A 26,249-nucleotide genomic window follows, 5' to 3' on the forward strand; every position below is an offset into this window, starting at 1 on the left:
ATGGAAGGCTCTGAACAGGAAAACCCAGCCGAACCGCCGAAAGCTACCGGCGACGCGAGCGGTTCAAACGACACCGGTCGTGGTCCTCGGCTGCGCGAGATACCGCTGCGGCTGATGATCCCGAACCTGATCACGGTGCTGGCGATCTGTGCCGGTCTCTCGGGCATTCGGCTCGCCTTCGAAAACCGCATCGAGCTTGCCGTTGCCATGGTCTTGCTCGCGGCCTTCCTCGACGGCATCGACGGCCGCGTTGCACGCCTGCTGAAGGCGACGTCGAATTTTGGCGGCCAGATGGACTCCCTCGCCGATATTATCAATTTCGGCGTTGCGCCGGCGCTCGTGCTTTACGTCTTCATCCTGGATCAGGCCCGCTCGATCGGCTGGATCGCGGCGCTGATCTACGCGATCGCCTGTGGCCTGCGGCTTGCGCGCTTCAACGTCATGGCCGAGCGCCAGTCCAAGGCGCCGTGGCAGTCGGAATATTTCGTTGGCGTGCCGGCACCGGCAGGCGCCATGCTGGTCCTGCTTCCGGTCTATCTCGGCCTCTTGGGATTGGCGCCCGAGCGCACCTTCGCGCTGATTGCATCGGGCTACACCGTGCTGATCGCCTTCCTGCTGGTCAGCCGTCTGCCGGTCTGGTCCGGCAAGTCGGAAAACAGCCGTGTGCGCCGCGATCTCGTCCTGCCGGCCATTCTCGGCGTCGTCTTCTATGTCGCGACGCTGATGACCTATACCTGGGAGACGATGGCGGTGACGGCCCTTGGCTACCTGATCACGCTGCCTTTCGGCGCGCGCTCCTGGCAGCGCAAATACGGCGGCGACTGGCCGGCCCATCCATCGACAGGCGGCGACGGCCTGCCGGGTGACAAGGACTGACTGAGTTTCAGCTAAGGTACAAAAAAGGCCACCGTGGTGACACGGTGGCCTTTTTGTTTGGAAAGCGCGCCGAAGCTTACTCCGGCATCCGGTAATCGACGATCTTGTCTTCGCGGACGATGTAGAGCTTGCCGGTCTCAGTCTGGTCAGGGCCGACGAGCGGCAGAAGCTTGGCGGCAACTTCGGAGGGATGCGGCACGGTCTCCGGATCCTCGCCGGGCATCGCCTGGGCGCGCATCGCCGTGCGGGTGGCGCCGGGATCGACAGAGAGGATGCGCAGCGGCAGGCGCTGCGTTTCGCCGGCCCAGGTGCGAGCCAGCGCCTCGACGGCGGCCTTCGATGCGGAGTAGGGGCCCCAGAAGGGCTTGCACTTGTGCGCAGCGCTCGACGACAGGATCAGCGCACGGCCGGCGTCCGATTTGATCAGCAGCGGCTCCAGCGAGCGGATCAGCCGCCAGGTGGCGTTGACGTTGATGTTCATTACCTTTTCGAACACCTTCGCCTCGACATGGCCGATCGGCGAGATCGTGCCGAGCACGCCGGCATTGGCGACCATGATGTCGAGCTTGCCCCAGCGCTCGTTGATGGCGCCACCGAGCTTGTCGATCGCCGCCATGTCGGCGAGATCGAACGGCACCAGCGTCGCCGAACCGCCCGCCGCCTTGATCGCGTCGTCGAGTTCTTCAAGCCCGCCGACGGTGCGCGCGCAGGCGACGACATGGGCACCGGCCTTGGCCAGTTCGAGAGCGGTGAAATAGCCGATACCGCGCGATGCGCCGGTGACCACGGCCACCCGGCCTTTGAGATCGATCGTCATTTTATTGTCTGATTATCCGTTGCTGGCGAGAACCGAGAGTTTGCGGACATTGCTGGCGCCTTCCTGGTCGAGAAGGCGGGTCGGATAGTCCCCGGTGAAATAGTGGTCGGTGAACTGCGGCGCCTTCGGATCGCGCTTCTCGCCGCCGACCGCCTCATAGAGGCCGTCGATCGACAGGAATTCGAGCGAGTCTGCCCCGATGTAGCGGCACATGGAGGCGAGGTCGACATGCTGGTTGGCGAGCAGCTTGTCGCGATCCGGCGTGTCGATGCCGTAGAAATCCGGGTGGAAGATCATCGGGCTCGCGACCCGCACATGCACTTCGCGTGCACCGGCCTCCCGCATCATCTGCACGATCTTCACCGACGTCGTGCCACGCACGATCGAATCATCGACCAGAATGACGCGCTTGCCTTCGATCATCGCGCGGTTGGCTGAGTGCTTGAGCTTGACGCCGAAGGCGCGGATCTGCTGCGTCGGCTCGATGAAGGTGCGGCCGACATAGTGGTTGCGGATGATGCCGTATTCGAAGGGAATGCCGCTCTGCTGGGCATAGCCAAGGGCGGCCGGCGTTCCGCCGTCCGGTACCGGAACCACCACATCGGCTTCGACGGGCGCCTCCTTGGCGAGATTGATGCCCATGTTCTTGCGCGACACGTAAATGCTGCGGCCGCCGACGACCGAATCCGGGCGGGCGAAATAGACATATTCGAACAGGCAGAGGCGTTCCGGCTGCGATACCTCCGGCTTGCGAGAATCGATCGAGATCGATCCGTCGGGCTGGATCTCGCAGATGATCACCTCGCCGTTCTCGACATCGCGGACGTAAGTTGCGCCGATGATGTCAAGCGCGCAGGTCTCGGAGCAGAAGATCGGCTTGCCGTCGAGTTCGCCCATGACGAGCGGTCGGATGCCGATCGGGTCACGCGCGGCGATCAGCTTGGTGCGCGTCATCGCCAGCATCGAGTAGCCGCCTTCCATCTGTCGGATGGCGTCGATGAAGCGGTCGGACGAGGAGGCCTGCTTGGAACGGGCGATCAGGTGCAGGACGACTTCGGTGTCGGAGGTCGACTGACAGATGGCGCCATCGGCGATCAACTGACGGCGAAGGGTGAGGCCGTTGGTGAAGTTGCCGTTGTGAGCGATCGCGATGCCGCCGACTTCAAGTTCGGCAAAGAGCGGCTGGACGTTGCGCAGCGCCACTTCGCCCGTCGTCGAGTAGCGGGTGTGGCCGATGGACATGAAGCCGGGGAGCTTTGCCAGCGTCGCCGGGTCGGTGTAGTGGTCGCCGACGAGGCCCATGCGCTTTTCGGTGCAGAACTGCTTGCCGTCGAAGGTGACGATGCCGGCGGCTTCCTGGCCGCGATGCTGGAGCGCATGCAGGCCGAGCGCCGTCAGCGCCGCCGCGTCCGAGTGCCCCAATATGCCGAAGACGCCGCACTCTTCGTGCAGTTCATCGCCTTCGAGTTCATCGTGGATTTCCATGGATCTCAGATCGGTCATCACTGTCGCCTTTGCTCCGTACCGGTGCGCATATCGTGATCAGGCCCGCCATCTTCAAGCGATCTTAGCTGAAAACGGCTGCAAGCGTTATTCCCCAAAAGGACAAAGCCCGCGGGGCGGGCTTTGTCGGCAAATCGTTCCTGTCTCAGCCGTTGGTGGCCGGTGCGTCGTCGGCGGGCGCCTGCTCCGGCGTCGTCGACGGTGTCTGGCCGGGGGTCGCCGCCGGTGCTTCGCCTTCACCTTCGCCGGTGGTGTCCTTGCCGCGCAGGCGGTCGAGAATGGTGGCGTCGGCTTCTTCAGGCAGAAGCGCGATCAGCTTGTTGCCGAGATTGTCGAGCAGCGGCTTCGATTTCGCCTGGGTTACCCAGGTCGGCTGCTGCTGCGGCGCGACGAGCCAGTTGAAGAACAGCATGGCGACGACGACCAGCAGGATGCCGCGGGCGGCACCGAACAGGAAGCCGAGGGTGCGGTCGAGCGCGCCGATGCGGCTGTCGATGATGAAATCGGCAATCCGCATGGTAATGAAGGAAATGATGATCAGCGCGACCAGGAAGATCACCGCCGCCGATCCGATCAGCGCGACAGTATCGCTGTTGGTGTACTGCTTGGCGTAGGGCAGAAGCTGCGGGTAGAGGAAATAGGCGGCCGCGGCCGCACCGACCCAGCTCGCGACCGAGAGCACCTCGCGCGAGAAGCCTCGAACCATGGCCAGGATTGCGGAAAACAGGGCGACGCCGAGAACGATACCGTCGAGAATTGTAATGGGCATTTTGTCCTTACTCCGGACCCGGTTCGTCCGGGTCTCCTCAAGCCTATCCGCCATCGGCCCTGCTTGACGTTCAGGGCATTTTCAGCCTCTTCGCGGCCCCTACAGCGCTGCGCGTCCTTTCGGGCGCGCAAAGGTCGCTGTAGCGCTCAGACCTGCTGCATAATTTTGTCCTTAAATCGATCCCGATCTAAGGAACTATGCAGTAGTGGACGGTCTGCGACACCCGCATCTTCAATCTTCGTCCTCCACCGGTCTCAGCGCGTTTCGCGATCCCGCGATGCGCGCCACCAGATCCGGCAGGCTTTCCATTTCGCTCCATCGGCCATTGCCGTTTTTCGGCAATTCGGTGGACGCGGACGGCAGGACCGCCTGCGAGAACCCGAGTTTCTCGGCTTCCTTAAGGCGTTGTGCGGTATGCGCAACCGGCCGGATGGCGCCCGACAAGCTGACTTCGCCGAAATAGACGCAATCCGCCGGAAGGGCAAGCCCGGCAAGCGATGAAACCAGTGCGGAAGCCACAGCTAGATCGGCGGCCGGCTCGGAAATGCGGTAACCGCCGGCGATATTGAGATAAACGTCGTGCTGGCCGAGGCGTACGCCGCAATGGGCTTCGAGCACAGCGAGGATCATCGATAGGCGGGCCGAGTCCCAGCCGACGATAGCGCGCCGCGGCGTACCGAGTGAGGTCGGCGCGACGAGCGCCTGCACTTCGACAAGAATGGGGCGGGTGCCTTCCATGCCGGCAAAGACGGCGGCGCCCGGCGATTTTTCGTTGCGTTCTCCGAGGAACAGTTCCGACGGGTTGGCGACTTCGCGCAGACCCTTGTCCGACATTTCGAAAACGCCGATCTCGTCGGTCGGGCCGAAGCGGTTCTTGACGGTGCGCAGGATGCGGTAGTGGTGGCCGCGGTCGCCTTCGAAGTAAAGCACCGCATCGACCATGTGTTCGACAACGCGAGGGCCGGCGATCTGGCCCTCCTTGGTGACGTGGCCGACGAGCACGACGGCGGTGCCTGTCTGTTTGGCGAAGCGGATCATCGCCTGCACCCCGGTGCGCACCTGGGTGACGGTGCCGGGCGCCGAATCGACGATGTCGCTCCAGAGTGTCTGGATCGAATCGATGATCACCAGATCGGGGCGCTTGCCTTCCGAAAGCGTTGCCAGGATGTCCTCGACATTGGTCTCTGCGGCCAGCAGCACGTCGCTATCGGCAGCACCCAGGCGCTGCGCACGCAGACGCACCTGCGCCACGGCCTCTTCACCGGAGACATAGATGACGCGGTGCTTGCGGCGCGAAAGTGCGGCGGCCGCCTGCATCAGCACCGTCGATTTGCCGATGCCGGGATCGCCGCCGACGAGCAGCGCGGAGCCGCGCACGAAGCCGCCGCCAGTCACCCGATCCAATTCCGAAATGCCGGTCTGGATACGCGGCGCGTCCTCGATCTCGCCGGAAAGCGTGGTGAGCGCCACCGGGCGGCCCTTCTTCGGAGCGCGCGTCGGACCGCCGCCGATGCCCGCTGTCGGATCGTCTTCGATGATCGTGTTCCATTCGCCGCAGCCTTCGCATTTGCCCGCCCAGCGGGTGTGGACGGTGCCGCAGTTCTGGCAGATGAATTGGGTACGGGCTTTCGCCATCAGGATCGGACTTTCGAAATCTGGGAGCCGCCGGCACACATGCGAGGCGATGCCGCCGACGACCGAAGAATCACCTTCGTCGTCACATAATGCCGCGGAACGCGGAACAAAAGGTGAATTTTAGCGAAGGCCGCAAGGAAAATGCAGGAAAGCCACGTCAGACGGCGCCGACATAGTTCCTGATGTAACGATGCCCGAGGCTGGTCAGCAGCTCATAGCCGATGGTTCCGCCGGCGCGCGCCACGTCGTCAATGGCGATGTTTCGGCCGAAAAGCTCGATGTAATCGCCCGGCCGCGCTGCACCGGCCGGCAGGTCGGTGACGTCGAACAGGCTGAGGTCCATGGTGACGCGCCCCACATGCGGCACGCGCTTGCCGTGCAGGAAGCCGAATGCCCCTGACGGGGCTGCCTGCCGTAGAGTCACGCCGCCGCCGGAGACCGAACGATGGTAGCCGTCGGCGTAGCCGACCGCGACGGTGGCGATGCGGCTGTCTCTGTCGAAGCGGGCGGAGGCGCCGTAGCTCGCCGTGCCTCCGGCCGCGACCTCGCGGATCTGGATGATCCTGGCTTCGGCGGTTACCACTGGGGTCATCGGGTTGATGGCATCGTTGACCGCCTCGCCGCCATAGACGGCGATGCCCGGCCGGGTGAGCTCGAAATGATAGTCGGCGCCCAGGAAGACACCGCCGGAATTGGCAAGGCTTGCATCGACACCCTCATAGGCAGCTGTCGCTTCGCGGAAGCGCCCGAGCTGGTAGGCGTTCAACGGGTGCTGCGGTTCGTCGGCACAGGCGAGGTGGCTCATGATCAGGACTGGCGAGAAGCTTGCGGGTCGCGCCGGGTCATTGGCAAGCGCCACGGCGGCCTCGACCGAGAGACCCAACCGGTTCATGCCGGTATCGATATGCAGCACGCAGGGGTGGTCGCCGCGCTCGGAAAGAGCCGCCATGAACACCGCAAGCTGCTCGTCGGAATTGATGATCGGCACCAGGTCATTGTCGAAGAAGAGCTCTTCGTTGCCCGGCCACATGCCCGCGAGAATGTAGATGCGGCCCTCCGGAACGAGGGCGCGCAGTTCCGCACCTTCCTCGGCATTGGCGACGAAGAAGTCGCGCGCACCGGCGGCATAGAGGGCAGGGGCTGCGTCATCGATGCCGAGGCCATAGGCGTCCGCTTTCAGGACCGCTGCCGCCCGCGCCTTGCCGGAGCGGGCATTCATCGTCCGCCAATTGTCGGCAAGCGCACCGAGATCGATCGTGAGGCGGTTGGAGGCGGAAAGAAATTCTGGGGGGAGCATGCCGGACACTCTTCGTGGACGATACGAAGAGCAATACAGCCAACGGCCCATGGTCGCAAATGCTCGCCTGTCGCATCGCCGTCACGCGGGCCCTGAAGGAAGGATGAGCACTTTTGTGCAAGACGGGATCGCCTCGGGTCACTATGGTTGCCCAATGCAGACGATTTCGCAGGAAGAAGCCATAGAGGTCATGCCGATTGAAGGCGGTGAGCGCACGCGCTTCTGGCGCGATCCTCGCTTTATGGGCATGGAATGTCTGACGGCGACCTTCATTACCCATGAATTCGCGCCGCATGCACATGAGACGTTCAGCATCGGCGCGATCGAGGCCGGCTCGCAGATCAGCAAGATCAAGGGCGAACGTTCGGAGGCGGGCCCTGGGTTCTTCTACCTGATCAACCCCGACGAAATCCACGACGGCCACCCCGGCGGCAGCGGCTATCGTTATCGCATGGTCTATCCGAGCGCCGATCTGCTGGTGAACATCATCGAGGACGTAACGGGTCGCGCTTTCAAGGGAACGCCGTCCTTCTCGAGGCGGGTGCTGCAGGATCCGGACCTCGCCTTGTCCTTTCATCAAGCGCACCGAACGCTTGAGGTGGCAGGCGGCACGCTCGAGGCCGAAGAAAGAATGTTCGGCGTGCTTGCGGCGATGTTCGAGAGGACGGCAGTACGATCATCACCCCGATCGAGACGCGCGAGCAGTCCCCCGTGCATCGGGCGCGGGACTATCTGATCGAGAATTATGCTGAAGACGTCGGGCTCGAGGAACTCGCCAAGGTCGCAGGGCTCAGCCGCGCGCACCTGATCCGCGCCTTCCGCAAGGAATTCCATATCACTCCACATGCCTTTCTGACCGACAAGCGCGTGCGCACCGCCAAGACCTTGCTCAGGCATGGCTGGTCGGCGGTGGATGCGGCCTATCAGTGTGGCTTCGCCGATCAGGCGCATTTCAGCCGCCACTTCAAGGCGCGCACCGGCGTAACACCCGGCGCCTTCCGCGCCGGCTGATCACTTTCGTTCAATACGGGACCCGCTTCCGCCTATAGACGTTCTCCGTTTCGTGTGAATGGAGACAGGGACGTTGCAGGTAAGAAATGCGTTGCAGGAATTTCGGGCCGCGGCGATCGCGATGACGCCGCTGATCGTCGCCGTCATGCCGATCGGCCTGGTGTTCGGTGCCGTGGCGGCGGCCAAGGGGCTGACGCCGGCGGAGGTGACGCTGATGAGCGCACTGGTCTTTGCCGGTGGATCGCAATTCGTCGCCATGGATATCTGGACACATCCGGCGTCCTGGGCCGCACTCGGCTTCTCGGCACTGCTCGTCAACATCCGCCATGTGCTGATGAGCGCTTCGATCGGCAGCAAGCTTGACGGTTTCTCCGGGCCGGCGCGCTATGCCTCGATGCTGCTTCTCGCCGATGAAATCTGGGCCATGGCCGAGATGCGCGCGAGCAATGGCAAACTCACGCCCGCCTGGTATGCCGGCCTTGCCGTGCCCTTCTACTGCGCCTGGGTCCTGACGAGCCTGACGGGCGCGATGGTTGGCGCCCTGCTGGGCGATCCCAAGGTCATCGGCCTCGACTTCGCATTCCCTGCCGTTTTCATCATCCTGGTCATGGGTTTCTGGAAGGGGCGCGAAACGGGTGCCGTTCTGGCCGCGAGCGCTTGTGCGGCGGTGGTCACGCATCAATTGCTGCCGGGCGTCTGGTACATTGCGGCGGGTGCTGCAGCCGGCGTCGTCGTGGCTATGCTTTCAGGCGGACACAAGGAGGCCCACGCATGAGCGTCGATCTCAACACTTTGCTTGCGATCCTGGCCATGGCAGTCGCGACGGTCGCGACCCGCATCGGCGGTCTCGTGCTGATCCGCTATGTGACGATCGGAGAAAACCAGAAGCGCGCCCTCGAGGCCATTCCGCCAGCGGTTCTGATGGCGGTCATCGCTCCGACGGCACTGGTCACCGGCCCGGCCGAAACGATTGCCGCTGCGGCGACGGCCGTTGCTGCAACCAGGCTGCCGCTCTTGGCATCCGTTGCCGTCGGCGTGGTTTCGGTGGCGTTGTTGCGTCAGGTTCTAGGCGGTGCCTGGTAAAAGGCGGTGCCGGTTGAGCCCATCACGCTTGGGCGGCTCGTTGTGAAGTAGAGCGGGCTGGGAAACCGCAAACATTTTTCCCAGCCCGCTCCGGCCGCCCCCACGGAACTCTAGTGTTCTTCGTACTGGGTGAAGGAGGGATCGGCGAGATCGGTGAAGCGCGTGAATTCCGACTGGAAGGCGAGCTTCACGGTGCCGGTCGGTCCGTGACGCTGCTTGGCGATAATCACGTCCGCCGTGCCCTTCACCTGCTCCATCTTCATCTTCCACTCTTCGTACTTCGGATCGAACTCGTCGCGCGGCTCCAGGTTCTTCACGTAGTATTCCTCGCGGAACACGAAGAGCACGACGTCGGCGTCCTGCTCGATCGAGCCCGATTCACGAAGGTCGGAGAGCTGCGGGCGCTTGTCTTCGCGGCTCTCCACCTGACGGGAGAGCTGCGACAATGCGATGATCGGAACGTTCAGTTCCTTGCCGAGCGCCTTGAGGCCGGTGGTGATCTGGGTGATTTCCTGCACGCGGTTGTCGCTCGACTTGCCCGAGCCGGTCATGAGCTGGATATAGTCCACCACCAGGCAGTCGAGGCCGCGCTGGCGCTTCAGGCGCCGGGCGCGTGCGGAAAGCTGGGCGATCGAGATACCACCGGTCTGGTCGATATAGAGCGGCACCTTCTGCATCATCTGCGAGCAGGCGACGAGCTTCTCGAAGTCGGCCTCGGAAATGTCACCGCGGCGGATCTTCGACGAGGAGACCTCGGTCTGTTCGGAGATGATACGGGTGGCGAGCTGTTCGGACGACATTTCGAGCGAGTAGAAGCCGACGACGCCGCCGTTCCTGGCCTTGAACGAACCGTCCGCCTGGACTTCCGGCTCGTAGGCGGCAGCGATGTTGTAGGCGATGTTGGTGGCAAGCGAGGTCTTGCCCATGCCCGGACGTCCGGCAAGCACGATCAAGTCCGAGCGCTGCAGGCCGCCCATGCGGCCATCCAGCGAATGGATGCCGGTCGAAATGCCCGAGAGGCTGCCGTCGCGCTCGAAGGCCGCACCCGCCATGTCGATCGCAAGCGCCACGGCATCGTTGAACGACTGGAAGCCGCCGTCGTAGCGGCCGGTCTCGGCGAGTTCGAACAGGCGACGCTCGGCATCTTCGATCTGGCCCTGCGGCGGCATGTCGAGTGGCGCGTCATAGGCGATATTGACCATGTCCTCGCCGATCGTGATCAGCGAACGGCGAAGAGCGAGGTCGTAGATCGCGCGGCCGTAGTCTTCCGCGTTGATGATCGACACGGCTTCGGCAGCGAGACGCGCAAGGTACTGCGCGACGGTCAGGTCACCGACCTTCTCGTCGGCCTTGAGGAAGGTCTTGATGGTGACGGGGTTCGCGGTCTTGCCCATGCGGATGATATCACCGGCAACCTCGAAGATCTTGCGGTGCAGCGGCTCGTGCAGATGCACGGGCTTCAGGAAGTCCGAGACACGATAGAAGGCGTCGTTGTTGACGAGGATCGCGCCGAGCAAAGCCTGTTCGGCTTCAAGGTTGTTCGGCGCCTCGCGATAGTGCTGGTCCGCCTGATCCTTGCCGATAGGGGATAGCTTTCGCGCCGCGTCATTCATGTCGTTTTATCTCTGCCTTTGTCTGGTGTGGCACCGGTTTGCGATCTACCGCGAGCCGGGTCAAGTGCAGGGGGGACACACTCGCAAAGCGTCTCATCGCAGCCTCGCGCTTTTCCCGTTGTTCGACTGATCCACAGGTCAGGTTCACAAAAGCGTAGAATCTCGCCTTGCCACAAAATTGGCCGTTGACGCGACGAATCACCCGAGCCTTCCGGGCATGGGGGAGTCTAGCGCCGTCCTCCCCCACCTCAAAATCCTGATCTTGAAAATCCCCCGCATTTGGATTAGATAGAGTCAAAATAATTAGCATGCTAGTAATATGGAAAAGATACCAATGTATCAGCCCACCGTGAACCGCGAATTGTTCGATGCCCTGTCGCTGGTCAATCGCAAGCTGCGGGCCGTGTTCGATGCTCGAGTGAAGGAGAGGGGTCTCACGCTGTCGCGGGCCCGAGCGCTCTTCGCCTTGACCCGGAAGGATGGTTTGAACCAGCGCGAGCTGGCCGATGAGCTCGATATTGAAACGCCGACACTGGTGCGTCTGCTCGATGGCATGGAGAAGCAAGGTTTCATCGAACGGCGGGTCGAGGCCTCCGACCGGCGCGCCAAGCAGATCCATATGACTGAGTTCGGTCGCTCGGTCGCTGACGAAATCCTGCGGCTTGCCGACGAGATCCGGGCGGAAGTGCTGCAAGGTATCGATGCCGCCGAACTTGCCGTGACGCAGCGGGTGGTGCGGGCGATCGCCGATAACGTCCAGTCGCTGGCGCGGGAGTGACGGCGATGAGCGCAGTCGCCACTGCTGCTGCAAACGACAATCGCAACGCCGCTCCGCTGGAGACGGGCGCGGCCGGCGACGACCAGGAGGAAATTTCGCCTGCTGCGCCGGTCCCGGCGCCCGCCCCAATGCCGGTCGACAAAAGCCTGGCACTATCGGCGGTCTATGTCGTCGGTTCGGTTCTCCTGTTCCTGACGCAGGGCCTGGGCATGAACCTGGCGCTTGCCAATCTGACGCAGATCCAGGGTTCGCTCTCGGCGACCTCGGTCGAGGCCGGCTGGCTGTCGGCGGCCTACATGGCGCCCAATGTCAGCCTGTCGATCGCGCTGGTGAAGATTCGCGCTCAATACGGGCTGCGCCGCTTTGCCGAAATCAGCATCGTCGGCTTCGTCATCGTATCGCTGATGAACGTCTTCGTTTCCGACCTGCATTCGGCCATCGTCGTCCGCTTCATCAGCGGCATTGCTGCTGCGCCGATGTCGACGCTCGGCTTTCTCTACATGCTCGAAGCCTTTCCGCCGGCGCGCAAGCTGACGGTCGGTCTGGCACTGGCGCTCACCTGCACGACGATCTCCGCGCCGATTACCCGTCTCATCTCGCCGACCCTGATCGAATACGGCCAGTGGCATGCGCTCTACACGCTCGAAATGGCGTTGGCACTGATCGCGCTGCCGATCATCTATCTGCTGCCTCTGACGCCGGTGCCGCATGCCAAGGTCATCCAGCGCATGGATATCCTGAGCTATCTGCTCGTTGCCGTTGCCTTCGGCTGCCTGGCCATCGTGTTGACCATGGGGCGTCTCTACTGGTGGTTCGAGGCACCCTGGCTCGGCGTCCTTCTGGTCGTTTCAATCGCAACACTGACGACCGTGGTGCTGATTGAACTCCATCGCAAGGTGCCGTTGATCGACATACGCTGGATCGCCTCGAAGGAGATCGTGCACCTTGCTGCCGTTCTGCTCGTCTTCCGCCTGGTTGCCTCCGAGCAGTCCACGATCGCGACGAATTTCTATCAACAGCTCGGCCTCCAATTCGAACAGGTCGCGACGCTGTATTGGATCATCCTTGCCGCGGCGATAGCCGGCGGCCTGCTCTGTGCCGTGCTGATGAACCCGCAGCATGCAGAGAGTGTGCACGTCCTGGCGCTCGGCCTGATGGCGACCGGCGCCTACATGGACAGCCAGGCGACGAGCCTGACACGGCCCGAGCAGATGTATCTGAGCCAGGCGATGATTGCCTCGGGCACTGCGCTCTTCCTGCCGCCGGCCATGGCGCGCGGCTTCAAGGCGGCGCTTGCGAAGGGGCCGAGCTATATCCTGAGCTTCATCGTGATCTTCCTCTTCACCCAGAGCATCGGCAGCCTGATCGGCTCCGCAGCCTTCGGCACCTTCGTAACGATCCGTGAAAAATTCCACTCCAACATTCTCTCCGAACAGATCGTCTTGTCGAACCCGTTGGTTGCCCAGCGCGTCAACCAGCTCTCCGCCGCCTATAGCAAAGTGATGGGCGACAAGACCTTGCTGGGTGGCGAGGGCACCGTGCTCCTGTCGCAGCAGGTCACCCGCGAAGCCTACATCCTTGCCTACAACGACGCATTCCTGCTTGCCGCCGTGATCTCGCTTGTCGCGCTCGCCGGCCTGCTCCTGCACATGTCCTACAATTGGCTCACGCAGCGGCTGACCGGCCCCGCGCCGGCGCCGGCCGCCTGATTAATCGAGTTGAAGACCATGCTGAAGTTCCTACGTTCCCCGACCACCATCATTGTGCTTCTCGCCGGCATCGCCGGCGTGACCCTCGTGCTCTATGCCTGGCGGCTGCCACCGTTCCACAGCTCCGTGGAGATGACGGAGAATGCCTATGTGCGCGGCTACGTGACAATCATGAGCCCGCAGCTTTCGGGCTATGTCGCCGATGTTCCCGTGCACGACTACGAGGCGGTCAAGGCCGGGCAGTTGCTGGTGAAGATCGACGATCGCATCTACGCCCAGAAGCTGGCGCAGGCCGAAGCGACGCTTGCCGGGCAGAAGGCGGCGCTCGCCAACTCCCATCAGCAGGAACTGTCGGCCAAGGCCGGTATCGCCGCCAGCGAAGCGCAGCTCGATAGCGCCAAGGCGGCCTTCAATCGGGCGCGCGCCACCTGGGATCGCATTCGCCCGCTTGCCGAAAAGGGCGTGTCGACGCGCAGCGATGCCGATCAGGCGCGTGCCGGCTTCGAACAGGCGGACGCGGCTGTGAGCCAGGCTGAGGCCGGGCTGGAAGTGTCGAAGCAGGCATTGGCGACCACGCTTGGCGCGCGCGCCGGATTGGAAGCTGCCGTGACCGGTGCCGAGGCGGCCGTCGAACTGGCGCGTATCGATCTCGAAAATACCCGCATCGTTGCGCCGCGTGACGGCAGGCTGGGCGAGATCGGCGCTCGGATCGGTCAATATGTGACGGCGGGATCACAACTGCTCGCGCTGGTGCCGAACGAAGTGTGGGTCGTCGCCAATTTCAAGGAGACGCAACTCGACGGCATGAAGGCTGGCCAGCCCGTCGCCATTGCGGTCGACGCCCTGCAGAAGAGCGAACTTACGGGACACATCGAGCGCTTCTCGCCGGCAGCCGGTTCGGAATTCAGCGTGATCCGCGCGGACAACGCCACAGGCAACTTCACCAAGGTGGCTCAGCGCGTCGGCGTGCGGATCGTGGTCGATCCCGGTCAGCCGCTGGCTGAGATGCTCTCGCCCGGTCTCTCGGTCGTCGTGCGCGTCGACAAGGACGCGCCGGCGCGGACTGCGGCGGATCAGGTGACCAGCGACGCCGTGCCCGTCGCTGCGCATGGGTAATCTGCCGCCTTGCGTCTTGCGATTTTAGTTCTACCCCCTGGGGCCAATAAAAAAGCCCGGATCGATGATCCGGGCTTTCGTATATGGGATGGCCGCTAAGGCTTATTCTTCTTCGCCTTCGAATTCGGCTTCCGGGTTGAAGAAGTCTTCCGGCTTCAGAGCGTCTTCGTCAACGCCGTAGATGGCGTCGGCCGAGGTCAGGCTTTCGCCCTTGGACTGGCGCTCGGCTTCTTCAGCCGAACGGGCAACGTTGACTTCAACCGAGATCTCGACTTCCGAGTGCAGGTGCAGCGTGACCTTGTGCAGGCCGATCGACTTGATCGGGTGGTTGAGGTCGACCTGGTTGCGGCCGACGTTGAAGCCTTCGGCAGCGAGCACTTCGATGATGTCGCGAGCAGCAACCGAACCGTAGAGCTGGCCGGTTTCGCCAGCGGAGCGGACGATGACGAAGGTCTTGCCGTCGAGCTTTTCGGCAACCGACTGGGCTTCCGACTTGCGCTCGAGGTTGCGGGCTTCGAGCGTCGAACGCTCAGCTTCGAAACGGGCCTTGTTGGCGGCGTTGGCGCGCAGCGCCTTGCCGAGCGGCAGCAGGTAGTTGCGAGCAAAGCCGTCGCGGACCTTTACGGTTTCGCCCATCTGGCCGAGCTTGGCGATACGTTCGAGAAGAATGACTTGCATGTTGGTTTTCCTTTCAGTGTTCCAATTCGTTGGTCAGTTTTTTCCAACCGGCGTGACCGCGATGGTGCGTCGCGTATCGATCAGGCCGGACAGGAGGAAGAAGAATGCCGGGATCGTGAACACGAGCACCGACAGGTATGCGATCCACAGCACGGGAAGCCGCCAGGACTTGCCACGCGTGCGGAAATGGAAGGAGGCGAAGCCGGCGAGCAGAAAGCCTGCGCCGAAGGTTCCGCAGATCAGCGCGCCGATCGTTGCCGGCGCGCCGCCGAGGAAGGTGAGGACCAGGCCGCCGAGGAAGATGAAGATCGCGTTGCGGTGCATGCGCAGCGTCGAGGGGATATCCTCGCGCGGGCGCAGCGACCGGCCCGACATCTGCACGATGCGGGTCGCGACATAATAGGCGGTAAAGAGCATCAGCACCCAGATCGCACCCTGGACGAGCGGCAAAGCGAGTGTGAAGAGCGACTTGATCTGGGCAACGGCAGTGACGTCCGGATTGTAGCCCGGGTCCTGCGCCTTCACCGCCTGGATGACGATATCGACCATGCGGTCGGAGATGTCGGCGCCATAGCCGACGATGAAGCCGACGATGATCATGCCGACCGTCACGAGACCCGCGAGGTGGCTGAGAATATCGGAGAGCGGATACCAGGCGAGCGCTTCGTCGGGGCCACCGAGTTCGGAGGCCGGACGGGCAAGATTGGCGAGGTGGCTGAGCCAACCGGCCGGGATCAGCGTGACGACGAGGATCAGCAGCGCGAAATAGGGCGAGATGAGCGCGGCAGCGGTGGCACCTGCGCTGACGATCGCGGTGATCGCCGCTGCATTGCCCCAGCCAAGGCCGGCAATCAGGATCGGGAGTGCGGAGGCGGCATAGAGGACGATCGCAAGAGACGACTGCGTGTTCGCGCCCATCGACAAGAGGGCGGCGGTAAAGCCGGCGAGAACGCCGGTCAGCAGCGATGTCCTGTTCACGTTCGTCACGTTCGCTGTCCTGCTTCGTGCAGTTAGGGGATGGCAGAGCCCGGCCCCAGCATGGGATTTTGGTGCTGTCGCACCTGTTCCGATCCGCGCCCACCGCGGAAGGGAGAGAAAGAGGCGCTCACCTAAGGGGAGCGCCTCTCCCTGGAGTCAATTTCCGTCGAGTCAGATGACCAACGGAGAGTCAGCCGCTCTTAGGAAACGACGTAGGGCAGCAGGCCGAGGAAGCGTGCACGCTTGATCGCCTGGGCGAGCTCGCGCTGCTTCTTCTGGGAAACGGCCGTGATGCGGGAAGGAACGATCTTGCCGCGCTCGGAAATGTAGCGCTGCAGCAGACGGATGTCCTTGTAGTCGATCCGCGGAGCGTTTGCGCCCGAGAAGGGGCAGGTCTTGCGGCGACGGTGGAACGGGCGACGAACCGGAGCGGAAGAAACTTCAGCCATTGTCTTTATCTCCTAAAGCTTCTTGATTACGCGCGGTCTTCGCGCGGACGACGCGGGCGGTCTTCGCGGTCGCCACGGTCCGGACGCGGACCACGGTCGCCGAAGCTGCGCTCCGGACGGTCGCCATCGCGGCGCGGACGATCGTCGCGGTCGCGCTTCTGCATCATGGCAGACGGGCCTTCTTCGTGCTTCTCAACGGCGATCGTCATGTAGCGCAGAACGTCTTCGTTGATGCGCATCTGACGCTCGATTTCGTGAACAGCCGCTGCCGGAGCGTCGATGTCCATGAGAACGTAGTGAGCCTTGCGGTTCTTCTTGATGCGGTAGGTGAGGGACTTCAGGCCCCAGTTCTCGACGCGACCGACCTTGCCGCCGTTTGCTTCGAGCACGCCCTTGTACTGCTCGACGAGACCGTCGACCTGCTGCGGCGTGATGTCCTGGCGGGCCAGGAATACGTGTTCATAAAGAGCCATTGTGGCTTGCCTTTCTTGCGTTAATCAGCCCGGACCTCGGCGGCTAAGCCTCAACGACTGTTCTTAGTGGCTGACAGGCAGCCGGCAAGAAAGTGTTGTATCGAGACGGTCGAGAGCGGAGACACGGGAGGCCGGAAAGACTTGCAATCCTAACGGCTCCCCTCGAGGAAGCCGGCCCTCCGTTCAGCCACCAGCCAGAAGACCGGGCATTTCGAACAGCGCGCTTATACGCATTTTTCCACGGAAGGCAAGGCTTGGCGCATCTTTTAGATATCTAGGCCAGCGCTTTGACCTTCTTCCACTTGCGCAAACGCCCTGAGGCATTGGCGTAGGGAGAGGATGTGTTGAACTGAATCATGCGACCAAGCGTCCATTTGCCGTACCACGGTTTCCCGTAGAGCGCCTGGTCGTCCCGCGCCTTGATCAGCGCTTCCAGCGTTTCCTTGCTGCGTCTCAGGCGGGCGATGAGCTCCGTCGGCGAAAGAGCCCGGAAATCGGCATAGAACTTCTGTGCGAGCCTGCCGAGCTCGTTCCATTTATATCCGGTCTCGGGGAAGTCGACCGGTTCGCCGCGCTGATCGCGGTCGATCCACTTGGTGACGAGTTCGCCCCAGCCGATGAGGTAGGCGACGAGATCGCCGACGCTCATCGTGGTGCCCTTGGCGTGCCCTTCGAGCGAAGGCTCGCGAAATTGGTCGTCGGAGACCTGTTCCAGTTCGCGCATCAGCTTGGCGAACTGGACGTCGATCGCCTTGAGCAACTCCGCTTTTGTCTGAGGCACGGCCATCGGCGATCGATTCTCGCCTTTAGATCGGCATGGGGTAGAGACGGTGCAGCCGCCGAATGCCATTCACGACGTCCTGCGACAGGGTGAGGTCGACGGCGCCAAGATTGGTCTTCAGCTGTTCCATCGATGTCGCGCCGATGATGACGGACGCCATGAACCGCCGCGTCAGGCAGACGGCGATTGCCATCTGAGCGGGATCGAGGCCGTGCTCGCGTGCAAGCTGCACATAACCGGCAACCGCCGGCTCCTGGTGCGGGGTGAAGCGGCCGCCGAGGTCGCCGTTGATCGAGAGGCGGGAGCCCGTCGGCTTGGCGCCGTCCAAATACTTACCGCTGAGCAGCCCGGCTGCGAGCGGCGAATAGGCAAGCAGCCCCACGTCCTCGTGATGCGATAGCTCGGAGAGGTCGAGATCATAGGCGCGGTAAAGCAGATTGTATTCGTTCTGGACCGAGGCGACCCGCGGCAGGCCGTGACGTTCGGCCATGTCGATGAACTTCATCGTTCCCCAGGCCGTTTCGTTGGAGAGACCGATGGCGCGGACCTTGCCGGCCTTCACGAGATCGCCGAGCTTGTCGAGGATCGCCCTGAGATCGCCGGCGACATGCGCCTTGTCCTGCTTGGCCGGGTCGTAGGACCAGGCATTGCGGAAATGGTAGTGACCGCGGTTCGGCCAATGGATCTGGTAGAGATCGACGTAGTCGGTCTTCAAACGTCGAAGGCTGGCGTCGATTGCCTGTTCGATGCCTTCCGGCGTGGTAGGACCGCCATTGCGAATATAGGGCCGGCCGGGGCCGGCGACCTTGGTCGCGAGCACGACGTCGTCGCGGCGGCCGCGCTTTGCCAGCCACTCGCCGATGAAGCGCTCGGTATCGCCGTAGGTCTCGGACGAGAGCGGCGTCGTCGGGTAGAGTTCTGCCGTATCGATGAAATTCACGCCCTTGTCGAAGGCGTGGTCCAGTTGTTCATGCGCTTCGGCGACGGAATTCTGCGAGCCCCATGTCATGGTGCCCAGGCAGATTTCCGAAACCTTGATGTCGGTGCGGCCAAGCGTGTTGTAACGCATTGAATGGAGATCCTTGTGAAAGACGTGCATCGGCCCCGTGGGACAAGGGGTGCGCGCGCCGGAAATGGAGTGATAGCCTTCGCCCTTGGGAGTGTTGAAGGCAGGTCGACTTCGGGCGGCAAACTTACGCCTTGATTGGTGAAGATCAAGGGCAAAAGGCGGCTGCGGCTCGGTTCGGCGGGCCTTGCGCGCTTGACTCGCCGTTCAGGAATGTGAATGGAGAGGAAACCAGAGCGGGGCAAGAAAAAGCGTGTGCGGTTATCCGCCCGCGTCCCGCTCTAACTCATAAGAACCGATCACTATGATTTTGTGTCGATTCGACCCAAAATCATAGTGATCTAGGGAAGGGACTATCCCATGAGCATTGCATTCACGTTTCCAGGCCAGGGCAGCCAGGCTGTCGGCATGGGCAAGGATCTGGCGGACGCTTTTCCGGAAGCCGCTGCCGTCTTCGTCGAGGTTGACGAGGCGCTCGGAGAGAAGCTGTCCGAGATCATGTGGAACGGCCCCGAGGAAACGCTGACGCTGACCGCGAACGCGCAGCCGGCGCTGATGGCCGTATCGATGGCCGTCATCCGGGTGCTCGAAGCCAGGGGACTCGACATCAAGTCGAAGGTCTCCTTTGTCGCCGGCCATTCGCTGGGCGAATATTCGGCGCTCTGTGCTGCCGGCACCTTCTCGATCGCCGACACGGCGCGTCTCTTGCGCATTCGCGGCAACGCGATGCAGGCGGCCGTACCGGTCGGCAAGGGTGCGATGGCCGCGATCATCGGGTTGGAGCATGCCGATGTCGAAGCCGTCTGCCGCGAGGCTTCGGCACTCGGCTCCTGCCAGATCGCCAACGACAATGGCGGCGGCCAGCTGGTCATTTCCGGAGAGAAGTCTGCCGTCGAGAAGGCTGCCGCATTGGCATCCGAAAAGGGAGCGAAGCGCGCATTGATGCTGCCGGTCTCCGCACCCTTCCATTCGAGCCTGATGGCGCCGGCCGCCGACGCCATGCGCGAGGCTCTCGCCAAGGTCGAGAAGCACAATCCCGTCGTACCCGTGGTCGCCAACGTGCTCGCCGCACCGGTCAGCGATGCCGACGAAATCGCCCGATTGCTCGTCGAGCAGGTCACCGGCCAGGTCCGCTGGCGCGAGACGGTCGAATGGTTTGCCGCCAACAATGTCACGACGCTTTATGAACTCGGTTCCGGCAAGGTCCTGACCGGGCTTGCCCGCCGGATCGACAAGACTGTCAACGGTATCGCCGTCAATACGCCTGCCGATATCGACACGGCTCTTGCAGCACTGCTCGCGTAAGCCGTCGAACAAGCGCACCAGTTACAAGGAATCAATCAGATGTTCGATCTTTCCGGCCGCAAGGCTCTCGTCACCGGTGCATCCGGTGGTATCGGCGAAGAAATCGCCCGCATGCTGCACGCGCAGGGCGCGATCGTCGGCCTGCACGGCACGCGCGTCGAAAAGCTGGAAGCGCTCGCCAATGAACTCGGTGATCGCGTGCAGCTCTTCCCGGCGAACCTTTCCGACCGCGCCGAAGTCAAGGCGCTCGGCGAAAAGGCTGAGGCCGAGCTTGGCGGCGTCGATATTCTCGTCAACAACGCCGGCATCACCAAGGATGGCCTCTTCGTGCGCATGAGCGACGAGGACTGGGATGCCGTTCTCGAGGTGAACCTGACCGCCGTCTTCCGCCTGACGCGCGAGCTGACCCACCCGATGATGCGCCGCCGTTTCGGCCGCATCGTCAACATCACCTCGATCGTCGGTGTCACCGGCAATCCCGGTCAGGCCAACTACTGTGCCTCCAAGGCCGGCATAATTGGCTTCTCCAAGTCGCTGGCTCAGGAGATCGCGACGCGCAACGTCACCGTCAATTGCGTTGCTCCGGGCTTCATCGAAAGTGCGATGACCGGCAAGCTCAACGACAAGCAGAAGGACGCGATCATGGGCGCGATCCCGATGAAGCGCATGGGCACCGGCGCGGAGATTGCGTCGGCCGTCGTCTATCTCGCGTCGAACGAGGCTGGCTACGTCACCGGCCAGACGATTCACGTCAATGGCGGCATGGCCATGATCTGATCCGGTTTCCGGGATGTGCCGCCCGCCGAGATTGTGCGACGGGTGATATTCAACGTCTCGGGACACCGCCTGCCAAATGCCTGAAATTCAATGTTGAGCAAGCGAATGTCAGGCATTTTCGGACTTTGCGGCAGACTTAAACCGTGTTAATCGGGCCATGACTGTTAGCAGTCGACCGGTCCCGCCAGGTGTCCGGCAGCCTTGGCTGCCCTGGGTTTGCCGCAGTTCCGGTTGGATGGATTGCCGGGTAGGCCGTCTTGGTCTATCAGGCTTACATAAGAGTACCGGTGCCGGAATAGGCGCCTACAGAAACGAAGGTCGAGGAACTCCGACATGAGCGATATCGCAGAACGCGTAAAGAAAATTGTTATTGATCATCTTGGCGTCGACGCCGAAAAGGTCAGCGAAGGCGCAAGCTTCATCGATGACCTCGGCGCGGACTCGCTCGACACCGTCGAACTGGTCATGGCTTTCGAAGAAGAATTCGGCGTTGAAATCCCGGACGACGCTGCTGACTCGATCCTGACTGTCGGCGACGCCGTCAAGTTCATCGAAAAGGCTCAGGCCTAATATCTGAGCGGCTACGGCCGCAGACGGGCCGCCGAAAGCGGCCCGTTTCAGCCCAGGGAAGTGGGCTGTCCCGCAAGCGCGGGTGCCGATCAGCAAGCGTTCTCCGCTTTTCCCTCTGATCGTGAATGAGAACCTTAAAATGGATGCCCGGATCGGGTTCGTTACACGTGGTCCGATCCGGCTCTGAAATTGAAAAGTCAGGGTGGGTCGCGGACTATGAGACGTGTCGTTATCACCGGTACCGGCATGGTATCTCCCTTGGGTTGCGGAACTGAGGCGACGTGGGCGCGCCTTCTTGCCGGGCAGAATGCTGCACGCAAGGTAACCGAATTCGAGGTCGAGGACCTTCCTGCCAAGATCGCCTGCCGCATTCCCTTCGGTGACGGCACCGACGCAACATTCAACGCCGACGACTGGATGGAGCCGAAGGAGCAGCGCAAGGTCGATCCGTTCATCGTCTACGCGATGGCGGCCGCCGACATGGCGCTTGCCGACGCCGGCTGGAAGCCGGAGACCGACGAAGACCAGATCGCGACCGGCGTGCTGATCGGTTCGGGTATCGGCGGTCTCGAAGGCATCGTCGAAGGTGGCTATACGCTGCGCGACAAGGGCCCCCGCCGCATTTCGCCATTCTTCATTCCCGGCCGCCTCATCAACCTTGCCTCCGGCCAGGTGTCGATCCGCCACAAGCTGCGTGGCCCGAACCATTCGGTTGTCACCGCTTGTTCGACCGGCGCGCATGCCATCGGCGACGCCAGCCGGCTGATTGCGCTCGGCGATGCCGACGTCATGGTCGCCGGCGGCGCGGAATCGCCGATCTGCCGCATTTCGCTCGCGGGCTTTGCAGCCTGCAAGGCGTTGTCGACGCAGCACAATGACGACCCGCAAAAGGCATCGCGCCCCTACGATATCGACCGTGACGGCTTCGTCATGGGCGAGGGCGCCGGCGTCGTCATCCTCGAAGAGCTCGAGCACGCCAAGGCGCGTGGCGCCAAGATCTATGCGGAAGTGGTCGGTTACGGCCTTTCCGGCGATGCCTTCCACATCACCGCCCCGTCGGAAGATGGTGACGGCGCCTATCGCTGCATGCAGATGGCGCTGAAGCGCGCCGGACTGACGGCGGCCGACATCGACTACATCAACGCCCACGGCACTTCCACCATGGCGGACACGATCGAGCTTGGCGCCGTCGAGCGCCTTGTCGGCGAGCATGCGTCGAAGATCTCCATGTCCTCGACCAAGTCGGCGATCGGTCACCTGCTTGGCGCTGCCGGTGCTGTCGAAGCGATCTTTTCGGTGCTCGCGATTCGCGACAATATTGCGCCGCCGACGCTCAACCTCGACAATCCGTCTGTGGAAACCAAGATCGACCTCGTGCCGCACGTCGCGCGCAAGCGCGAGATCAACGTGGCGCTGTCGAACTCCTTCGGCTTCGGCGGCACGAACGCCTCTCTGGTCCTGCGCCGTTACACGGGCGCCTGATCGGGGCCCTGGCAATCATCGGATCGATCCAACAAGTCGGTCCGATGATCCTGCTTTTGCCGCATTGCTCGCTACAAGCATGTTTTGGGAGGATGCGCCGCCATCGCGGCGGCGTTGCCGACCGCTATGTTCGCGCAAGGCATATCTGTCAGTTTGCCATTTAGCTATTGCCGGGAACATGTCGTTCGCCCCAGGGATAACCGAAGGCGGCGCGTTCCGAACGACTGCATGTCTCCTGTCCGGTTTAAGGATGAAGCAGGCAGCCATTTAGAGTGTTACAGCGACCTTAACGCGTCCTATAAGACGTGCGGTTCTGTAAAGTGTCAGGTCCCCGTCGCGTTCTCTTGAATGGACGGTGAACCGACACATTTCTGTGGTTCTTGGGTGCCAATGCACCGCGCCGCAGGTCTATTGTGTTGAAGACTGCGGAATGCCGCCCGCCAGGTCGGCGCCGTTTATGAAATTGACTTAAGCCTGCCATGGTCCAGTCCGAAATTCGCACCGGGGCAGGATAGAGAATGAGGCTGCGAATTTCGGGTTCGGGATAATCGTGAGCGACTCAAACGATAACGGCGCGGCGCAATTCGGCCGCAATGAAAACGCGAGCAACGGGCCGATCATTCCGAAATCGGCAAACGAGGCACTGCGCCCGGAAAAAGTGCCACAGCCCCCGAAGCGGTCGCGCAAGGCGCGCAGCCAGGTGGTGATTTTCCTGAATTTCGTGATGACCATCATCGTCTTTGCGGCACTCGCTGCGGCCGGCACGGTCTACTATGCCATGCATCAGTACGAGAAGCCGGGTCCGCTGCAGGCAAACCAGAACTTCATCGTCAGGGGCGGCGCCGGCATGAGCGAGATCGCCAGCGGTCTCGAGCGCAGCAACATCATCACCGATGCGCGCGTCTTCCGTTTCGTCTCGGAGGCCTATCTCGACAACGAGACGCTGAAGGCCGGCGAATACGAGATCAAGGCCGGCTCGTCGATGCAGGACGTGATGCAGCTTCTGAAGTCGGGCAAGTCGATCCTCTATTCGGTTTCTCTGCCCGAAGGCCTGACCGTCAAGCAAATGTTCCACAAGCTTTCCGACGATCCGGTCCTGGTTGGCAATCTGCCGACCGAGCTTCCGCCGGAAGGTTCGCTGATGCCCGACACCTACAAGTTCACACGCGGTACCAAGCGCGGCGAGATCGTTCAGCAGATGGTTGCCGCCCATAAGGTTCTGGTCGATCAGATCTGGGAGAAGCGTGATCCGAACCTGCCGGTCTCGACGGTCGAGGAGCTGGTGACGTTGGCTTCGATCGTGGAGAAGGAAACCGGCCGCGCCGACGAACGGCCACGGGTCGCCTCCGTCTTCATCAACCGGCTCGACAAGGGCATGCGGCTGCAGTCCGACCCGACGATCATCTATGGCATTTTCGGCGGTGACGGAAAGCCGGCGGACCGGCCGATCCTGAAGTCCGACATCGACAAGCAGACGCCCTACAACACCTATATCATCAAGGGGCTGCCGCCGACGCCGATCGCCAATCCGGGCCGTGCGGCGCTGGAGGCGGTCGCCAATCCTTCGCGCACGCCGGAGCTCTACTTCGTGGCCGACGGTACGGGCGGCCATGTCTTTGCCGAGACCCTGGACGAACACAACGCGAATGTAAGGCGTTGGCGCAAGGTGGAAGCCGAGAAGGCTGCGGAAGCCGCAAAGGCGGCCGCCGACGCTGGAACGGCCGAACCGGCAGCGACAGCAGCGCAGCCGCAATAAACGCCTGCATTGTGGACGGATAGATCACGGCGCGGATATCCCTTGCGGGATGCCGCGCCGTCGACTTATTGCTTCTGCTGAAACACAACGGAGGTGACGATGCCGCTCCAATCGATGACCGGCTTTGCCCGGAGGGAAGGCAGCAGTGGCCGCCGCCGTTGGGCCTGGGAACTGCGCTCCGTCAACGGCAAGGGTCTTGATCTCAGGTTACGCCTGCCGCAGGGGCTCGAGCGCTTCGAGCCCGAAGTGCGCAGGCTCGCGGCCGATTATTTTTCGCGCGGCAATCTCCAGATCGGACTTTCCGTCAGCGGCGCGGAAGCGACCGTCGAGGCGGTGGTCAATCAGGGTGCGCTGACGGCGGTCTTGAACTTGCGCGAACAGCTCGGCGATCTCGTCGACCCGGCGCCGCTGAAGTTCGACACGTTGCTTTCCATCCGCGGCATTGTCGATTTTCGCGAACCGGAAGAAAGTGAAGAGGAACGCGCTGCGCTTGATACGGACATCCTCGAAGGACTGAGGCTGGCGCTTTCCGATCTCCGCGTCATGCGCGAAGACGAGGGGGCCACGCTCTGTCAGATCCTGCTGGCGCAGGTTGAAGGCATCGAGACACTCACGGCGACGGTAGAGGCGGATCCATCGCGCAGCGCCGCGGCGATCGCCGATCGGCTCGCGCAGCAGGTGGCCCTGGTCATGGACAATGGCTCCTCGCTCGACCGGGAACGCCTCTACGCCGAAGTGGCGCTGCTTGCCACCAAGGCGGATCTTCGGGAAGAAATCGACCGGCTCGGCTCGCACATCGTTGCGGCGCGCGATCTGCTGTCGAAGGGCGGCCCGGTTGGCCGCAAGCTCGACTTCCTGGCACAGGAATTTAACCGAGAATCGAATACGATCTGTTCCAAGTCGAATGCGGCCGCCGTATCGGCCGCCGGCATCGAACTCAAGGTCGTCATCGACCAGTTCCGCGAACAGGTCCAGAATCTGGAGTAAAGCATGACCCCGGCGACCCCTTCGCCCATCAAGATTGCCCGTCGTGGGCTGATGCTCGTCATTTCCTCGCCGTCCGGTGCTGGAAAATCGACGATCGCGCGCAACCTCCTGGAAGCTGATCCGGAGATGAGCATTTCCGTCAGCGTGACGACGCGCCAGCGCCGCCCGAGCGAAATCGACGGACGGCATTATCATTTCAAGACGATCCGTGAATTCGAGGCGCTCAGGGCAACCGACTCGCTGCTCGAATGGGCCGAGGTGCACGGCAACTTCTACGGAACGCCGCGCGACGCCGTCGAAGCGGCGATGGCCGCCGGCCGCGACATGCTCTTCGACATCGATTGGCAGGGCGCTCAGCAGCTTCAGGAAAAGATGGCCGGCGACGTCGTGTCGATCTTCATTCTGCCGCCGTCGATGGCCGAGCTGCAGTCACGCCTGCATCGCCGGGCGGAGGACAGCGAAGAGGTGATTGCCACGCGGCTTGCCAATTCGCGCGCCGAGATCGAGCACTGGCGGGAATACGACTACATCGTCCTCAACGACGACCTCGACCGCGCGTTTTCTGCGGTGCGGGCGATTGTCGAGGCGGAGCGTCTGCGCCGCGACCGGCGCCCGGGTCTGTTTGACTTCGTCAACGGGCTCCTGACGGAGAACCCGTTCTGACAACTGCAAAAGAATGGCTCCTTCGGGAGCCATTTTCGAATCGCGCCATATCTCGCCCGACTGGCGGCTGACCGGTC

The 26,249-nt window shown here is 62.6% G+C and carries 25 protein-coding genes and 1 pseudogene; 14 read left to right on the forward strand and 12 right to left on the reverse strand.

The window, feature by feature from the left end; all coding sequences use genetic code 11:
• A complete protein-coding gene (gene pssA / locus IB265_RS05565) occupies positions 1-876 on the forward strand; it encodes a CDP-diacylglycerol--serine O-phosphatidyltransferase (RefSeq protein ID WP_057252733.1) in 876 nt (291 codons plus the stop codon).
• A gap of 76 nt (positions 877-952) precedes the next feature.
• Here the strand turns inward: pssA and IB265_RS05570 are convergent, their stop codons facing one another.
• The 5 genes from IB265_RS05570 to alr form a co-directional block, all read right to left on the reverse strand.
• Positions 953-1,693: an SDR family NAD(P)-dependent oxidoreductase gene (locus IB265_RS05570; protein ID WP_057252731.1), complete on the reverse strand. Its 741-nt coding sequence runs from the start codon at positions 1,691-1,693 to the stop codon at positions 953-955.
• 12 nt (positions 1,694-1,705) lie between these two features.
• Positions 1,706-3,196, reverse strand: a complete 1,491-nt coding sequence (gene purF, locus IB265_RS05575) for an amidophosphoribosyltransferase (protein WP_057252730.1) — start codon at positions 3,194-3,196, stop codon at positions 1,706-1,708.
• Between the two features lie 145 nt (positions 3,197-3,341).
• Positions 3,342-3,965, reverse strand: a complete 624-nt coding sequence (locus IB265_RS05580) for a CvpA family protein (protein ID WP_057252728.1) — start codon at positions 3,963-3,965, stop codon at positions 3,342-3,344.
• Between the two features lie 231 nt (positions 3,966-4,196).
• Complete coding sequence (gene radA / locus IB265_RS05585) at positions 4,197-5,600, reverse strand: DNA repair protein RadA (RefSeq protein WP_057252727.1); 1,404 nt, start codon at positions 5,598-5,600, stop codon at positions 4,197-4,199.
• Between the two features lie 157 nt (positions 5,601-5,757).
• Positions 5,758-6,897 carry an alanine racemase gene (gene alr, locus IB265_RS05590; RefSeq protein ID WP_192494649.1) on the reverse strand — a complete coding sequence of 380 codons (1,140 nt, stop codon included), beginning with the start codon at positions 6,895-6,897 and terminating at the stop codon, positions 5,758-5,760.
• A gap of 154 nt (positions 6,898-7,051) precedes the next feature.
• On the opposite strand from alr, the pseudogene IB265_RS05595 reads away from it, so the two are divergent.
• The 3 genes and pseudogenes from IB265_RS05595 (at position 7,052) to IB265_RS05605 (ending at position 8,991) form a co-directional block, all read left to right on the forward strand.
• A pseudogene (locus IB265_RS05595) lies at positions 7,052-7,908 on the forward strand (AraC family ligand binding domain-containing protein).
• Between the two features lie 121 nt (positions 7,909-8,029).
• Positions 8,030-8,683: an AzlC family ABC transporter permease gene (locus IB265_RS05600; protein WP_057252904.1), complete on the forward strand. Its 654-nt coding sequence runs from the start codon at positions 8,030-8,032 to the stop codon at positions 8,681-8,683.
• On the forward strand, positions 8,680-8,991 hold the full coding sequence (locus IB265_RS05605) for an AzlD family protein (protein WP_057252725.1): 312 nt from the start codon (positions 8,680-8,682) through the stop codon (positions 8,989-8,991). The genes IB265_RS05600 and IB265_RS05605 overlap by 4 nt, the downstream gene beginning before the upstream one ends.
• 110 nt (positions 8,992-9,101) lie before the next feature.
• Here IB265_RS05605 and IB265_RS05610 read toward each other — a convergent pair whose 3' ends face one another.
• Entirely contained in the window at positions 9,102-10,604 is a 1,503-nt protein-coding gene (locus IB265_RS05610; RefSeq protein ID WP_057252724.1) for a replicative DNA helicase, read from the reverse strand.
• A gap of 334 nt (positions 10,605-10,938) precedes the next feature.
• Here IB265_RS05610 and IB265_RS05615 point away from each other — a divergent pair, with 334 nt between their 5' ends.
• The 3 genes from IB265_RS05615 to IB265_RS05625 all read left to right on the forward strand — a co-directional run bounded on the left by IB265_RS05615 (position 10,939) and on the right by IB265_RS05625 (position 14,207).
• Positions 10,939-11,382: a MarR family winged helix-turn-helix transcriptional regulator gene (locus tag IB265_RS05615; RefSeq protein ID WP_057252722.1), complete on the forward strand. Its 444-nt coding sequence runs from the start codon at positions 10,939-10,941 to the stop codon at positions 11,380-11,382.
• A 128-nt stretch (positions 11,383-11,510) separates the two neighbouring features.
• The gene (locus IB265_RS05620) at positions 11,511-13,091 is read left to right on the forward strand and encodes an MFS transporter (protein WP_156414703.1); all 1,581 of its coding nucleotides are present in this window, start codon (positions 11,511-11,513) and stop codon (positions 13,089-13,091) included.
• Between the two features lie 18 nt (positions 13,092-13,109).
• On the forward strand, positions 13,110-14,207 hold the full coding sequence (locus IB265_RS05625; protein ID WP_057252719.1) for an HlyD family secretion protein: 1,098 nt from the start codon (positions 13,110-13,112) through the stop codon (positions 14,205-14,207).
• A 102-nt stretch (positions 14,208-14,309) separates the two neighbouring features.
• Here IB265_RS05625 and rplI read toward each other — a convergent pair whose 3' ends face one another.
• From rplI to IB265_RS05655, 6 genes are all read right to left on the reverse strand, one after another.
• On the reverse strand, positions 14,310-14,885 hold the full coding sequence (gene rplI, locus IB265_RS05630; RefSeq protein ID WP_057252717.1) for a 50S ribosomal protein L9: 576 nt from the start codon (positions 14,883-14,885) through the stop codon (positions 14,310-14,312).
• A 33-nt stretch (positions 14,886-14,918) separates the two neighbouring features.
• Positions 14,919-15,872, reverse strand: coding sequence for a hypothetical protein (locus tag IB265_RS05635; protein WP_057252716.1), 954 nt, complete (start codon positions 15,870-15,872; stop codon positions 14,919-14,921).
• 191 nt (positions 15,873-16,063) lie between these two features.
• Positions 16,064-16,312 (reverse strand): 30S ribosomal protein S18, encoded by a 249-nt coding sequence (gene rpsR / locus IB265_RS05640; RefSeq protein WP_025426448.1) that lies wholly within the window; start codon positions 16,310-16,312, stop codon positions 16,064-16,066.
• Between the two features lie 26 nt (positions 16,313-16,338).
• Positions 16,339-16,785: a 30S ribosomal protein S6 gene (rpsF, locus tag IB265_RS05645; protein ID WP_057252714.1), complete on the reverse strand. Its 447-nt coding sequence runs from the start codon at positions 16,783-16,785 to the stop codon at positions 16,339-16,341.
• A 274-nt stretch (positions 16,786-17,059) separates the two neighbouring features.
• Entirely contained in the window at positions 17,060-17,572 is a 513-nt protein-coding gene (locus IB265_RS05650; RefSeq protein ID WP_057252711.1) for a ClbS/DfsB family four-helix bundle protein, read from the reverse strand.
• 19 nt (positions 17,573-17,591) lie between these two features.
• A complete protein-coding gene (locus IB265_RS05655; RefSeq protein ID WP_192494650.1) occupies positions 17,592-18,635 on the reverse strand; it encodes an aldo/keto reductase in 1,044 nt (347 codons plus the stop codon).
• A 357-nt stretch (positions 18,636-18,992) separates the two neighbouring features.
• On the opposite strand from IB265_RS05655, the gene fabD reads away from it, so the two are divergent.
• The 7 genes from fabD (at position 18,993) to gmk (ending at position 26,172) form a co-directional block, all read left to right on the forward strand.
• Positions 18,993-19,937: an ACP S-malonyltransferase gene (gene fabD / locus IB265_RS05660; RefSeq protein WP_057252709.1), complete on the forward strand. Its 945-nt coding sequence runs from the start codon at positions 18,993-18,995 to the stop codon at positions 19,935-19,937.
• Between the two features lie 39 nt (positions 19,938-19,976).
• Complete coding sequence (gene fabG, locus IB265_RS05665; RefSeq protein WP_192494651.1) at positions 19,977-20,714, forward strand: 3-oxoacyl-[acyl-carrier-protein] reductase; 738 nt, start codon at positions 19,977-19,979, stop codon at positions 20,712-20,714.
• Positions 20,715-21,047: 333 nt separating this feature from the next.
• Complete coding sequence (locus IB265_RS05670; protein WP_003531676.1) at positions 21,048-21,284, forward strand: acyl carrier protein; 237 nt, start codon at positions 21,048-21,050, stop codon at positions 21,282-21,284.
• A gap of 216 nt (positions 21,285-21,500) precedes the next feature.
• The gene (gene fabF / locus IB265_RS05675) at positions 21,501-22,766 is read left to right on the forward strand and encodes a beta-ketoacyl-ACP synthase II (protein WP_057252706.1); all 1,266 of its coding nucleotides are present in this window, start codon (positions 21,501-21,503) and stop codon (positions 22,764-22,766) included.
• Between the two features lie 550 nt (positions 22,767-23,316).
• Entirely contained in the window at positions 23,317-24,522 is a 1,206-nt protein-coding gene (mltG, locus tag IB265_RS05680; RefSeq protein ID WP_057252704.1) for an endolytic transglycosylase MltG, read from the forward strand.
• Between the two features lie 99 nt (positions 24,523-24,621).
• Complete coding sequence (locus IB265_RS05685; RefSeq protein ID WP_057252703.1) at positions 24,622-25,509, forward strand: YicC/YloC family endoribonuclease; 888 nt, start codon at positions 24,622-24,624, stop codon at positions 25,507-25,509.
• Positions 25,510-25,512: 3 nt separating this feature from the next.
• Positions 25,513-26,172: a guanylate kinase gene (gene gmk, locus IB265_RS05690; protein WP_057252701.1), complete on the forward strand. Its 660-nt coding sequence runs from the start codon at positions 25,513-25,515 to the stop codon at positions 26,170-26,172.
• Positions 26,173-26,249 lie beyond the last annotated feature (77 nt).

The sequence above is a fragment of the Ensifer sp. ENS10 genome (assembly GCF_014852025.1).
Lineage (GTDB): Bacteria > Pseudomonadota > Alphaproteobacteria > Rhizobiales > Rhizobiaceae > Ensifer.